A 12,451-nucleotide genomic window follows, 5' to 3' on the forward strand; every position below is an offset into this window, starting at 1 on the left:
ACTATTCAGGATGCGCAAGAACATGAAAACATTCACTCGCAAGCGGCTCACGGGGCTGGCTACGGCGGCCGCCATCGCGCTGATGCCGGCTGCCGCGTTCGCACACGGCAAGCTCGAAAACGCCGTTCCTGCGGCCGGTAGCACCCTCGATGCGGCACCGGATGCACTGCGGCTTACTTTCAACGAAGACCTTGAGTCCACTTTCAGCACGGTGAAAGTGTCCGATGCAAACGGCGCCGCCGTGACCAAAGAAAAGGCCAAGGTCGACGCTTCTAACCCGCGCGTGCTGGCGATAGCTCTTCCGAAGTTGTCATCCGGTTCCTACTCTGTGCAATGGTCTGTCATGACCCATGATGCCCATAAGACCAAGGGCAAGTACACCTTCCAGGTGAAGTGATGAACGACGGTCTCCTTGGCATCCTGCGGCTTGCTTTCGTTGCGCTGCAAAACCTTAGCTTTGCGGTTGCCGTAGGTGTACTGCTCAGTGACCGGTGGCTCGCACGCAAAACGTCTCCGTGGCAGGCGGGCGTAAGCCGCCGGCTTGTTAGCGCCCTGCGTATTGCATCTGCCGGCGCGCTGCTGTCGAGCACGTTCGCCTTCTGGATTCATTGTGCGTTGATGAGCGAGTCCACACTTCCTGAGGCGGGGTCCGCTGTCCGCTCGATGCTGGTCGAGACCGGTTTTGGTCACGCATGGCTTGTCGGCGCCGGGCTGATGCTATGTGTGGTCATTCTTTCCTTTATCCAGACAGGGAAATCAATCCGGTTTTCTCTGGCCATCTGGTTGGCGCTTGGCGGTGTCGCGTTGGCGCGCAGCAACGGAGGACATCCAGTCGATGCTGGCTTGTTCAGTCTACCGGTATGGGCGGACTGGGTACATCTGCTCGCCATCAGTGCGTGGGTGGGGCTTGTGCTGGTTACGACGTACGTTGTTGCGCCACGTTTTTTCAAAGCTCCGGGCAGCGACCGCGTAAATAGCGCTGCATATATCCAGTCTTTGTCGGATGCCGCAACGCTTGCGCTGGTTATTCTTTTTGCCACAGGCGCCTATAACGGCTGGCGCGGTGTCAGGTCGCCTGGCGAGCTTCTGGAATCGGGCTACGGACAGATTCTGTTGTTGAAACTCGCGCTGGTGTTCGTGGCTGCAGTCCTCGGAGGACACAACCGTTTCTTTGAGATGCCCAAGCTGCTCGCATCGTTGAAGAATGCCTCCCCGACGTCACCCCTGAAGCCTCTAAAACGCTTTGCCGCCGTGTTGCATATCGAATCGGTGGTACTGGCAGGGGTGCTGGTCGCCGCTGCGATACTGGTCTCCAGTCCACTACCCGGTACGTCGTAGTCCGTTCGCTAGTTGTTTCTCACGTCCACGCAGATGGTCACCGCCGCAGGGTCAATAAAGGCTGCATCCTGCCCGATTGACTTCAGGCAAAGGCCATCTTTTACGGGACCCGACAGCACGTCGGGTCCTTTTTTTATCCGATAACACGGGCAGACCCCGTCTTTCAGGGCGGGAGGACGTCAATTCCCGTGCGTCGTCGTTAGCGGAATTCGCGTTCGTGACTTCCGAGCTGAAGCCAACATGCATGGCTCTGAACCTGTCGTTCGGATGGCTAAAAAGTCATTTCTGCGTCACGGCTCGTTCAGACGTCAATGTCCAGAATAGAAACCGTTCGGAATCGACTCTTATCGATTTCACATCGCTCTGGAGGAGTACATGAAGCTCGAAACTATCGCCGCCACGCTCATCGCTGCAACGCTCGCCACGTCCGCATTTGCCGATGCCGACCACGACTACCCTGAATCTACCGCTTCGACCACGTTACCGTCCGCGAGCGGCGCCAGTCAGTCGACGTCCAATGCGACGGCTCCGACCATCCAGCCACAGCGGCAAGGAAATACCAGAGAGCAGGTAGTGCAGGAGCTGATTCAGGCGAGACGCGATGGTCTGGTCCCTGCGGGTCACACCGACTATCCGCCAGGTCAGGCGACGATTGAGCGCAATCGGGCCCGCATAAGGGCCAACCCTCCGACATGGGCTAATCGGCAGTAAAGCAATTATTCCGATGACGGCAACGTCGCGAGTAGGTCTGGCGACGCGCAGACCGGGGAGCCCCAGCCGGAGATGCCGAAATACCTTTTCTGGTCCGAAGATGCAGATGCCTTCCGTAGCCTATGTGCGCATCATCGCAATGACAGCAGTTGTTGTCGCGCTTGCTGGCTGCGCGAGCGCCGCCACGTCGACTCTGCCGGTCGTCGATAGCGGGCAAGACCCGGATTCACCCTCGGGTAAGACGCCGCAATTGCCGACTTCCTATCCGTGTCAAAACCTGCACGTGCAAATACCGAGCTGTCCGCCGCGATAGCGTGCGACGCGAATGCTCCGCGCGCCGTGCCGGCGCCGGGCGCTTGCGTTCCTTCCGCCCAATCGCCAGTCGGTCTGCAGTGTGCGGTGAGCGACGCTGGCGGAAAATTTCCCGGGACCTGGATAAAATGGCTCGGCTATAATCCCAGCCATGAAATTTCTCCGGACATTGCTCCTCCTGTTGCTCTGTGCCGCGCTTCCCATCAGTGGGCTGGCGGCCAGCGGCTTGACCGGAGAATGTCCGATGCAGATGAGCATGGGCTCCGACGATGCTAGTGCGATGTCTTCGGAGATGCCTGGCTGCGAAACCATGAAATCATCGCAGCCAGGGAAAGCCAAAGGCTTGTTCTGCAAGGTAACTGCGCAATGCCAGCTCGGTAGCCTGTATCACCCGGTATCCCGCACCGAGGTTTCTCGTCCCGCCGGGCTGTCCAGCCCAGTTGTTTTCCATTACGCGCAGTCCCTGTCCGTCCGTGAACCGGGCGGTTTCTGGCGACCTCCTCGCGCCATCTAATCCCTTTGTGACAGGTTCGCCGCGTTTGCGGCGAGGTCGTCCTGCGTCCAGGACGTGGATTCCCGTTGGGAGTCCGCCGTTGGGGTTAGAACATGCCTTTAACAATTGGCACGCCGTCATGCCGGCGTCCACCACTGCGCACGCGTTCGCTTTTTGCCGTGCTGATTCTCGCGAGCGTCGCCGCGCACGCCCAGGAAACACCGGTCACGCTTGATGCGGCGCTGCAGTCCGCTACCGACCGCTCCGCCGCCATGGGGGCTGCGCAGGCATCAGTGCGCGCCAGTTCAGAGGCGGCCGTAAAAGCTGGCCAGTTGCCCGACCCGATGCTGAAGGCCGGCGTGGACAACCTGCCGGTGAACGGACCGCAACGGTTCACCATCGGTCAGGACTTCATGACCCAGCGCCGCATCGGTATCGAACAGGAATGGGTATCGGGTGACAAGCGGCGGCTCCGCTCTGCATTGGCGAATGACGTAGTGGACCGCGAACGGGCCGGCTACCTTGCCCAGCTCGCGAACACGCGCCAGCAGACGGCCACGGCGTGGCTGAACGCGGTCTATGCGAAGCAAGCTGTCTCGCTGCAGCAGGAACTCGTTGGCGACATGACCCATGAGCTGGAGGCGACGAAAGCTTCCTATCGGGGGGCAAAAGCGACTGCCGCCGATGTGATGCAGGCCCAGGCGATGCAGGCGCAGACCCAAGACCAGTTGCTCAAGGCTCGGCAGACGTTTCAGACCGCACTCATCGGCCTGTCCCGCTGGACGGCAACGCCCGTTTCCGATGTGACCGGTGACCCGCCGGCACCACAGTCATACGTATCGTCCCTGCCGCCCGAAGAGCTGCGCGAGGTGCAACCGGTGCTCATCGCAGCCTCACGGGACATCGCCGTAGCCGACGCCGATACTGCGGTTGCCAACAGCGACCGCAGTCCCAACTGGACGTGGGAGGTCTCATACCAGCAGCGCGGCGGACAGTACTCGAACATGGTTTCGGTTGGAGTCAGCATCCCGTTGCCCATCAACCGTAAGAACCGCCAGAACCGGGACGCCGCCGAAAAAGCGGAATTCGGCACCAAGGCGCGCCTGATGTACGAAGACGCGCAGCGGCAAGTAGAAGCGGATATCCGCACGCAGGCGGCAACTTTGGCCAGCGGTCGCGAACGTATCGCCAATCTCAGCAACTCCCTGCTGCCCGCTGCGGACCAGCGCGCCCAACTGGCGACTGCAGCGTACAAGGCAGGCACAGGCTCGCTTGCGGACACCTTCGCTGCCAGGCGCGCACAACTCGACGCCCAGCTTCAGGTGCTTGACCTGCAGCGGGACGTATCCCAGACCTGGGCCCAACTGGAATACCAGGTCGTGCCCGCCTCGATGTCCGTGAGTCAGTGAAGGAGAACAACATGCAAAAGAAACAACTGGCACGTGCGGCGCTTATGGTGTTTGCCGCAGCGGCGTTGCTAGGTGTCGGCTATGTGGCCGGCACACATCGTTCGGCGATGGGTGGCGAGAGCGCTGTTGCGGCAACACCCTCCAGCGACAAAATCGACCCGAAGACTGGCCGGAAGGTCCTTTATTGGCACGACCCGATGGTGCCGAACCAGCATTTCGACAAGCCGGGCAAGTCTCCTTTCATGAACATGCAGTTAGAGCCGGTCTATGCCGACGAAGGAGGCTCCAGCGGTATCAAGATTGACCCGGGTCTTCAGCAGAATTTGGGCATTCGCTACGCAACCGTGCGCCGGCAGGAAACAACGGAAGGATTCGACGCGGTGGGCACTACGCAGTTCGATGAGTCGAAAGCTGATGTCGTCCAGTCGCGAGTGACCGGCTACATTGACCATCTTTACGCCAGCGCCCCAATGCAGCGCGTAACGAAAGGCGCTCCGATTGCGTCCCTGTTCGTTCCAGATTGGCTTGCGCCGCAGGAAGAGTATCTGGCGCTGAAACGTGGCGGCATGGATGACGGCATGCTTGTGGCGTCACGTGCGCGCATGCGGGCGATGTCGATTCCGGACGGTGTGATTGCAAGTCTCGACCGCACCGGCAAGGCACAGACGCACATCACGCTATCCGCACCGGAAACCGGTGTGCTGACCGAACTAAACGTTCGCGACGGCGCGATGGTGTCGCCCGGGCAGACGCTTGCGAAAGTCTCCGGGCTCAACAGGCTGTGGCTCGTGGTCGAGGTACCCGAAGCACTGGCCCTCCAGGTTCGACCGGGCATGAACGTGGACGCTGTGTTTGCCGGCAACCCGGCGCAACATTTCACGGGACACATCCGCGAAATCCTGCCGGGCATCAGCACAAGCAGCCGCACGCTTCAGGCACGCCTCGAAATCGACAACGCAGACTTCAGGTTGACGCCGGGGATGCTGATGCGGGCGCGCATTGGTGCCGCGAAAAAGGTATCGCGGTTGCTCGTTCCCTCGGAAGCCGTCATCACGACGGGTAAGCGGTCGGTGGTCATCGTCAAGAATTCAGACGGCAGGTTGCAACCCGTCTCCGTCACCATCGGGAACGATACCGGCGACGATACCGAGGTGAGCAGCGGCCTGACTGAAGGCCAGCAGGTTGTCGCATCCGGCCAGTTCCTCATTGACTCGGAAGCGAGTCTGAAATCCGTTCTGCCGAAGCTCGAAGCAACCGCGCCGACCGGTGCGAGCGCGCCGGTTCCAGCACCTGCTGCTGCACCACAGACCTACGACACCACAGGTAAGGTCGAACAGGTGACGGCCGGAGACATTACGTTTTCACATCAACCCGTTCCAGCTCTGGGCTGGGGCGCGATGACGATGGCATTCGGCAAACCGTCGCCGACGGCGTTTCCGAACGTGAAGCCTGGCCAGACTGTTCATTTTGTCTTCAGGCAGTCGGGTGACGGATACCAGTTGACCAAGGTCGAGCCAGTCGGAGGCGCCAAATGATTGCGCGTCTTATAAGGTGGTCTATTCACAACCGCTTCCTGGTGCTGCTCGCGACCGTGCTCGTTACGGCGTGGGGTATCTATTCGGTCACGCAAACGCCGCTCGATGCGTTGCCCGACCTGTCCGATACACAGGTCATCATCAAGGCCTCGTATCCGGGCAAGGCCCCGCAAGTCATCGAGGACCAGGTGACGTATCCGCTCACGACGACGCTGCTTGGCGTGCCGGGAGCGAAAACCATCCGCGCGTATTCGTCGTTCGGCGATGCGTTCGTCTACGTGCTATTTGACGACAAGACCGACCAGTATTGGGCGCGTTCGCGTGTGCTCGAGTACTTGAATCAAGTGCAGAGCAGGCTGCCGCAAGGGGCGACCGTCTCGCTCGGACCGGATGCAACCGGTGTGGGCTGGGTGTACGAATATGCACTCATCGACAAAACCGGACAACACGACCTCGGGCAACTGCGCGCACTGAATGACTGGTTCCTGAAGTTCGAATTGAAGTCAGTACCGGACGTGTCCGAAGTCGCAAGCATCGGCGGCATGGTGCGCCAATACCAGGTTGTGCTCGACCCGGACAAGCTGCGAGCGTATGGCATCACCCAGGCGGTGGTGGCCGACGCACTGGGCAAAGCCAATCAGGAGTCAGGCGGCTCGGTGGTTGAAATGGCCGAATCGGAGTACATGGTCCGTTCGTCTGGCTACCTGCACACACTCGACGACTTTCGCAACGTCGTATTGCGAACGAACGATGCCGGTACGCCGGTTCTGCTCGGCGACGTAGCCCGGATTCAAATCGGGCCCGAGATGCGGCGCGGCATCGCGGAACTGAATGGCGAAGGTGAAGTCGCGGGCGGTGTCATCGTCATGCGTTCCGGCAAGAACGCGCTCACGACTATCGATGCGGTGAAGGCAAAACTAGCCGACCTGAAACGTTCGCTACCGGCCGGTGTCGAGGTCGTGACGACCTACGACCGCTCGCAGCTCATCGAACGCGCGGTGGACAACCTGAAGGACAAGCTCATCGAGGAGTTCATCATCGTTGGGCTCGTCTGCGCGGTATTCCTGTTCCACCTGCGCAGTGCGTTCGTGGCGATTCTGTCACTGCCGCTAGGTGTGCTTGCCGCCTTCATCGTGATGCGCTATCAGGGGGTGAACGCCAACCTTATGTCGCTGGGAGGCATCGCAATCGCAATCGGCGCGATGATTGACGCTGCCATCGTGATGATTGAGAACGCTCACAAGCATCTCGAAGCGTTCGACCATGACCACCCGGGCGAACAAATCACGACCGCACAGCGCTGGGACCTTATCGCGACATCGGCAGCGGAGGTGGGGCCGGCGCTGTTCTTCTCGCTGCTCATCATCACCCTGTCGTTCATCCCGGTGTTCTCGCTCGAGGGGCAAGAAGGCAAGCTGTTTTCGCCTCTGGCGTTCACCAAGACCTACACCATCGCCGCTGCTGCCGGCTTGTCGGTGACACTGGTGCCCGTGCTGATGGGCTATCTCATTCGAGGTCGCATCCCTCATGAGAACTCGAACCCCATCAATCGCGTGCTGATTCGACTGTACCGACCGTTGCTGGAGGCCACGCTGCGGCGGCCGTGGGTTGCCATTGGTCTGGCGGTGGTTGCGCTGGCCGCTTCGGTGATTCCGCTTTCCCACCTCGGCGGCGAATTCATGCCACCGCTCGATGAAGGCGACCTGCTGTATATGCCGACAGCGCTTCCGGGAATTTCGGCCGAGAAAGCGAGCGAACTGCTGCAGCAGACTGACCGGCTCATCAAGACAGTCCCAGAAGTGGCGACCGTCTTCGGTAAATCCGGGCGGGCCGACACCGCTACGGACCCGGCGCCGCTCGAGATGTTCGAAACCACGATTCAGTTCAAGCCGCGTAGCCAGTGGCGACCCGGCATGACGCCGGAGAAGCTGGTCGACGAACTGGACCGGACCGTCAAGGTGCCAGGGCTGTCGAACGTGTGGGTGCCGCCTATCCGCAATCGACTGGACATGCTGTCGACGGGCATCAAGACGCCTGTCGGGGTCAAGATTTCAGGCAGCGACCTCTCTCAAATCGACAGAATCGGGGCACAAGTTGAATCAGCCGTGAAGAATGTACCGGGCGTCACGTCCGCACTGGCCGAACGGCTGAACGGTGGCCGCTACATTGACGTCGACATCGACCGGCTGGCGGCAGCACGTTACGGGCTCGCCGTGGCGGACATCCAGTCAGTCGTGTCCTCGGCAGTGGGCGGTGACAACGTCGGCGAGGTGATTGCTGGCCGCGAGCGGTTCCCCATCAACATCCGCTATCCACGCGAAATCCGGGATTCACTCGAGAAGCTTCGACAGTTGCCGGTCGTCACGGACCGTGGTGCGCAAATCCAGCTCGGCGATGTCGCGCACATCACGATTGCCGACGGTCCACCGATGATTCGCAGCGAAAACGCGCGGCTCTCCGGCTACGTCTATGTCGATATCCGCAATACGGACCTGCAGTCAGCGGTCGAGGCAATGCAACGCGCTGTTGCGGAGAAGGTGACGCTTCCACCGGGCTATTCAATTGCGTGGTCCGGCCAGTTCGAATACCTCGAGCGGGCAGCGGCAAAGCTGCGCACGGTCATTCCGGTGACGCTCGTCGTCATCTTTGTGCTGCTCTTCCTGACCTTCAACTCCGCGGCTGATGCACTCCTGCTGATGTCGACGGTGCCATTCGCTCTGGTCGGCGGCTTCTGGCTCATCTGGATTCTGGGTCACGCGGTGTCGGTCGCAACCGCAGTCGGGTTTATCGCGCTCGCTGGTGTCGCAGCCGAGTTCGGTGTCGTCATGCTGCTCTACCTGAAGGGTGCGCTCAATCGCCGGCTGGAAGATGGTGAACGGCTAACCGAGGCGCTTCTGTTCGATGCAATTCGCGAAGGCGCCGTGTTGCGCGTGCGACCGAAAGCGATGACGGTTGCTGTCGTGCTGGCGGGTCTCATCCCCATCATGGTTGGGCACGGCGCCGGCTCGGAAGTCATGCAGCGCATTGCCGCCCCGATGGTGGGCGGCATGGTCACGGCACCCATCCTTTCGATGTTCGTTATCCCTGCAGCCTGGTTCCTGCTGCAGCGTCGTCGCGCCAGAAAGCTGGACCATACCCGATTGTCCCCTGCAGTCCCTCACGGCATGAAAGTGCCCTCTACCCAAACTGGAGAAACTCCATGAAGAAGCTGTTTATGACCTCTGTTGTTCTCTGCACAATTGGTGCGTTTTCTGGGCCGGCGTTCGCCGTCGATGACATGGCCGGCATGAATATGTCGATGAAGACGTCAGCGTCCAACGCAGCGCTGACTGACGCGGAAGTCAAAAAGGTGGATGCCGCGACCGGTATGGTCACGCTCAAACACGGGGCCTTGGAAAACGTCGGAATGCCCCCGATGACCATGGCATTCAAGGCGAAGGATGCCGCGATGGTCAAGCGGGTTCACGAGGGCGACAAGGTCAAGGTCCGCGTCGAAAACGTCAACGGGACGCTGACGATTGTGAAGCTCGAAAAGCAGTCTTGATGCATTATCGTTACCGAACTTGTCGGCTTGCCGTGTACGGCGGGCCCGCAAGTCGGCTTGCAAGGATAGAGGCCAGCGATGCGAACGATACGACTCACCACTGAACGGGGCATTTACCGCCTGGGAGATACGCTCAATCGCGCGTTGCGCATCGCACTCGGCTTGCTATTCGTACTGACGTCACTGGCCGCCCACGCAGTGGACGAGTCCGATTTGCTTCCGCCTGACCAGGCATTTCCGCTGAAGGTTACGCTCAGTGCGCCGCAACAGGTTGTGCTCGATTTCGATACACACCCAGGCTACTACCTGTATCGGGACAGGTTCAGCTTTGCTGCTGACGGCGTGCCGATAAAGCCGGACCGGATGCCGCCCGGCGAGCTGAAAAATGACCCGACATTCGGCATGGTCACGGTCTACCATCGACCGGTGCAATTCCGCATTGCGTTGCCTCGTGCGATAGCGGCCAGCGTCGTACTGTCCGTCACATCGCAAGGATGCGCAGACCTGGGCGTCTGCTATCCGCCGCAAACACGAAGCTATCGTGTGGCTGCCGACGGCTCCGTTATGCCCGTGGCGACAGCCGGCAACGCTGCCAAATTCCCGAGCGTCGGCGAAAGCCAGTTGCCCACGGCGACGTCATTGGGAATCAATCTGCATCCAGTGAATGGCATTTCACTATCTGAGCTGCTGGGTTTTCTGTTCGCCGGTCTGTTGATGGCCGGGACGGTGTGCATGTATCCGCTTATCCCAATAGTGACCGCAGTAATCGGCGGAACGCGGGAGCAGGCGTCCTTATGGCGCGGCTTCCTGCTGTCGTTCACCTATGGCCAGGGGCTGGCAATTGCCTACGCGGCGGCCGGCACCATTGCCGCTCTCATCGGCATTCCGCTGGTCGCCGTAACGCAAAAGCCGTGGGTGCTAGCCGGTTTTGGACTGCTCATGGTCGTCTTTGCACTGGGTATGTTCGGCGTGTTCCGGGTGCAGCTGCCGACCAACTGGCAAACCAGAATCGCGACGTGGAGTAATCGTCTGCCCGGCGGACGCATCTTTCCAGTGTTCGTGATGGGTATGCTCTCCGCACTGATTGTCGGTCCGTGTTCGACACCGGTCCTCGCGGGTGCGCTGCTCTATATCGCCAACAGCCACGATGTAGTCGGCGGAGCACTGGCCCTGTATGTGATGGGCCTTGGAATCGGCATTCCGTTGCTGCTTGTCGGCACCTTCGGTGCGCGCATCCTGCCCAAGTCTGGCCACTGGATGGTTGCGATTCAGAACGCGCTCGGCGTGATGCTGCTCGCCGCGGCTTTGTGGTTCGTCTATTCGCTGCTGCCAGGCTGGCTGTTGATGATACTGGTCGCGCTGTTGCTGACCGCCTGCGGCATGATGCTCCGGGCGATTGACCCGCTACCGCCCGATGCGCCTGGAATTTTCCGCGTGGGAAAGGCCTTAGGTGTGCTCCTGCTGGTCGCCGGAGTTACTGAATTTATTGGTGTTGCATCGGGCAACGTCGACGTTCTGACACCACTCGGTGGCGTGATGCGAGCTTCATCGACAGGCGGCAATGTGGACGGGAAGTCGACCGCACAGTTTGAGACGATACGGTCAAATGCCGAACTGGACCAGGCGCTCCAGGCAGCGAGAGGGCGACCTGTGATGGTCGACTTCTATGCGGACTGGTGCATCAGCTGCAAGGAGCTTGAGCGCTTTACGTTCACCGACCCGCGCGTAGTCAGCGAATTTGCCCACTGGAAACTGCTGCGCATCGATGTGACCAGGAACGCGGCAGAGGACACCGCCATGCTGAGGCGTTTTGGGCTTTTTGGGCCGCCGGCCCTGATTTTCTATGACAGGGACGGCCGGCAGCAGCCCGATGCCCAACTCGCGGGATTCGTCGGCGCAGACGCGTTCCTCGCACACCTGAAACAATGGGGAAGGTAACGTGATGCAACGCCCAAGTCTTGTGGCAAACCGTAGCAGCGTCCTGCGGCACCGCCTATACTGGATTTTATGAAAGTCTGGACCAAACTCGTCGCGTGCTTTCTGATTGCGTGGTTGCCGCTGCTCGGCTACCCGGCGCAGGCGGCACTTTGCCCGGCAATGTCGTCGACGGCCAGGCACCAGCCGACCCATGCCTCGCACGTGTCGGACATGGTGGCGTGCGAGCAACGTGCGAACCGCCACACTGTGACTGCTCAGCCCGTATGCCACGGCAACATGGGTGGCGTTCTCTGCGGTGCGCCTGCCATACCCGTGACGTATGCATTTATCACGGTACCTTCCTCATCTGTCTATCGGGCTGTCGTCCGCTCCCTTACCGAACAGTTCATTCCTGAACTGCCGGCCCCGCCGCCGCGCTCGCTGTAACTCCTGAATCGAACAGGTTCGACCGGTTACTCGCCGTGGCTCGCGTACGCCTGCTGCAAACGTGATGGCCGTCGAGCTGTACGTTCTCAGCTGCTTTTGCAATGACACGATTAAACCGAATCCGGAGAGTTACATGAACACGAAATTTCTACGTGCGGCAGCCTTATCCACACTGTTATTGGCAACCAGCGCTGTCAGCGTGGCTGCAGCGGGAGGCGGCACCAGCAACTACCCTGGCGCATCCGCACAGAGCCGGGAACATGGCTCGATGATGGGCGGCATGATGGGTATGGGCGGAATGATGGGCAGTTGTCCAATGATGGGCGGAAACATGGGTATGGACCCGAAGACAGCAATGCGCATGCATGGCGAGATGATGCGGGCGATGGGCGACATCATACTCAAGTACTCCGACCAGGCTGGAACGGCACCATCGAAGTAATGAGCTCGTCTCTCAACGACGAACCTCCGTCCCAATTTCCATAAGGATTCAACCATGAAGTGCAATACGAAGACGATGGTGGCAACTGCGCTTGCTCTCGCACTGGTTCTGACGCTCGGGTACTGGGCGCTTCCTCAGTTAAGAGGAGCACTCGGCACATTCATCGTGATAGCCAGCGCGCTGATTTGCCCGCTTTCGATGCTGTTCATGATGCGCGCGATGCAGTCGCACACCGATAGTCAGGAGAAGCCAGGTCACGTGGTGGACAAGAGCAAGTCGTAATTCAGCCATCTTTCTGATGGC

12 protein-coding genes are annotated in these 12,451 nt (G+C 60.2%); all 12 read left to right on the forward strand.

Annotated features, from left to right (window positions below; all coding sequences use genetic code 11):
- Positions 1 to 22 precede the first annotated feature (22 nt).
- The 12 genes from copC (at position 23) to BFE01S_RS04725 (ending at position 12,430) form a co-directional block, all read left to right on the forward strand.
- Positions 23 to 397, forward strand: coding sequence for a copper homeostasis periplasmic binding protein CopC (copC, locus tag BFE01S_RS04680; protein WP_028224564.1), 375 nt, complete (start codon positions 23 to 25; stop codon positions 395 to 397).
- Positions 397 to 1,338, forward strand: a complete 942-nt coding sequence (locus BFE01S_RS04685) for a copper resistance D family protein (protein WP_028224565.1) — start codon at positions 397 to 399, stop codon at positions 1,336 to 1,338. The genes copC and BFE01S_RS04685 overlap by 1 nt, the downstream gene beginning before the upstream one ends.
- Positions 1,339 to 1,713: 375 nt before the next feature.
- Complete coding sequence (locus BFE01S_RS04690; protein ID WP_028197457.1) at positions 1,714 to 2,049, forward strand: DUF4148 domain-containing protein; 336 nt, start codon at positions 1,714 to 1,716, stop codon at positions 2,047 to 2,049.
- Positions 2,050 to 2,512: 463 nt separating this feature from the next.
- Positions 2,513 to 2,875: a hypothetical protein gene (locus BFE01S_RS45595; protein ID WP_030101838.1), complete on the forward strand. Its 363-nt coding sequence runs from the start codon at positions 2,513 to 2,515 to the stop codon at positions 2,873 to 2,875.
- A gap of 92 nt (positions 2,876 to 2,967) precedes the next feature.
- Positions 2,968 to 4,263 carry a TolC family protein gene (locus BFE01S_RS04695; RefSeq protein WP_028224566.1) on the forward strand — a complete coding sequence of 432 codons (1,296 nt, stop codon included), beginning with the start codon at positions 2,968 to 2,970 and terminating at the stop codon, positions 4,261 to 4,263.
- Between the two features lie 11 nt (positions 4,264 to 4,274).
- Positions 4,275 to 5,798, forward strand: a complete 1,524-nt coding sequence (locus BFE01S_RS04700) for an efflux RND transporter periplasmic adaptor subunit (protein WP_028224567.1) — start codon at positions 4,275 to 4,277, stop codon at positions 5,796 to 5,798.
- The gene (locus BFE01S_RS04705; RefSeq protein WP_028224568.1) at positions 5,795 to 9,001 is read left to right on the forward strand and encodes an efflux RND transporter permease subunit; all 3,207 of its coding nucleotides are present in this window, start codon (positions 5,795 to 5,797) and stop codon (positions 8,999 to 9,001) included. The genes BFE01S_RS04700 and BFE01S_RS04705 overlap by 4 nt, the downstream gene beginning before the upstream one ends.
- Positions 8,998 to 9,342: a copper-binding protein gene (locus tag BFE01S_RS04710; RefSeq protein ID WP_028224569.1), complete on the forward strand. Its 345-nt coding sequence runs from the start codon at positions 8,998 to 9,000 to the stop codon at positions 9,340 to 9,342. Before BFE01S_RS04705 ends, BFE01S_RS04710 begins: the two co-directional genes overlap by 4 nt.
- Positions 9,343 to 9,420: 78 nt before the next feature.
- Entirely contained in the window at positions 9,421 to 11,280 is a 1,860-nt protein-coding gene (dsbD, locus tag BFE01S_RS04715; protein ID WP_028224570.1) for a protein-disulfide reductase DsbD, read from the forward strand.
- A gap of 69 nt (positions 11,281 to 11,349) precedes the next feature.
- The gene (locus BFE01S_RS42610; RefSeq protein WP_030101841.1) at positions 11,350 to 11,706 is read left to right on the forward strand and encodes a hypothetical protein; all 357 of its coding nucleotides are present in this window, start codon (positions 11,350 to 11,352) and stop codon (positions 11,704 to 11,706) included.
- A gap of 133 nt (positions 11,707 to 11,839) precedes the next feature.
- A complete protein-coding gene (locus tag BFE01S_RS04720) occupies positions 11,840 to 12,148 on the forward strand; it encodes a hypothetical protein (protein ID WP_028224571.1) in 309 nt (102 codons plus the stop codon).
- Between the two features lie 54 nt (positions 12,149 to 12,202).
- Positions 12,203 to 12,430 (forward strand): DUF2933 domain-containing protein, encoded by a 228-nt coding sequence (locus BFE01S_RS04725; RefSeq protein WP_028224572.1) that lies wholly within the window; start codon positions 12,203 to 12,205, stop codon positions 12,428 to 12,430.
- The last annotated feature ends 21 nt before the right edge of the window (positions 12,431 to 12,451 follow it).

The sequence above is a fragment of the Paraburkholderia ferrariae NBRC 106233 genome, from assembly GCF_000685035.1.
Lineage (GTDB): Bacteria > Pseudomonadota > Gammaproteobacteria > Burkholderiales > Burkholderiaceae > Paraburkholderia > Paraburkholderia ferrariae.

What these genes read in the sequence shown, in the direction of transcription:
- BFE01S_RS04695 (WP_028224566.1), top strand. Translation starts at nt 2,968, where the DNA reads ATGCCTTTAACAATTGGCACGCCGTCATGCCGGCGTCCACCACTGCGC.
- BFE01S_RS04725 (WP_028224572.1), top strand. Translation starts at nt 12,203, where the DNA reads ATGAAGTGCAATACGAAGACGATGGTGGCAACTGCGCTTGCTCTCGCA.
- BFE01S_RS04700 (WP_028224567.1), top strand. Translation starts at nt 4,275, where the DNA reads ATGCAAAAGAAACAACTGGCACGTGCGGCGCTTATGGTGTTTGCCGCA.
- BFE01S_RS04705 (WP_028224568.1), top strand. Translation starts at nt 5,795, where the DNA reads ATGATTGCGCGTCTTATAAGGTGGTCTATTCACAACCGCTTCCTGGTG.
- dsbD (WP_028224570.1), top strand. Translation starts at nt 9,421, where the DNA reads ATGCGAACGATACGACTCACCACTGAACGGGGCATTTACCGCCTGGGA.
- BFE01S_RS42610 (WP_030101841.1), top strand. Translation starts at nt 11,350, where the DNA reads ATGAAAGTCTGGACCAAACTCGTCGCGTGCTTTCTGATTGCGTGGTTG.
- BFE01S_RS04690 (WP_028197457.1), top strand. Translation starts at nt 1,714, where the DNA reads ATGAAGCTCGAAACTATCGCCGCCACGCTCATCGCTGCAACGCTCGCC.
- BFE01S_RS45595 (WP_030101838.1), top strand. Translation starts at nt 2,513, where the DNA reads ATGAAATTTCTCCGGACATTGCTCCTCCTGTTGCTCTGTGCCGCGCTT.
- BFE01S_RS04685 (WP_028224565.1), top strand. Translation starts at nt 397, where the DNA reads ATGAACGACGGTCTCCTTGGCATCCTGCGGCTTGCTTTCGTTGCGCTG.
- copC (WP_028224564.1), top strand. Translation starts at nt 23, where the DNA reads ATGAAAACATTCACTCGCAAGCGGCTCACGGGGCTGGCTACGGCGGCC.
- BFE01S_RS04710 (WP_028224569.1), top strand. Translation starts at nt 8,998, where the DNA reads ATGAAGAAGCTGTTTATGACCTCTGTTGTTCTCTGCACAATTGGTGCG.
- BFE01S_RS04720 (WP_028224571.1), top strand. Translation starts at nt 11,840, where the DNA reads ATGAACACGAAATTTCTACGTGCGGCAGCCTTATCCACACTGTTATTG.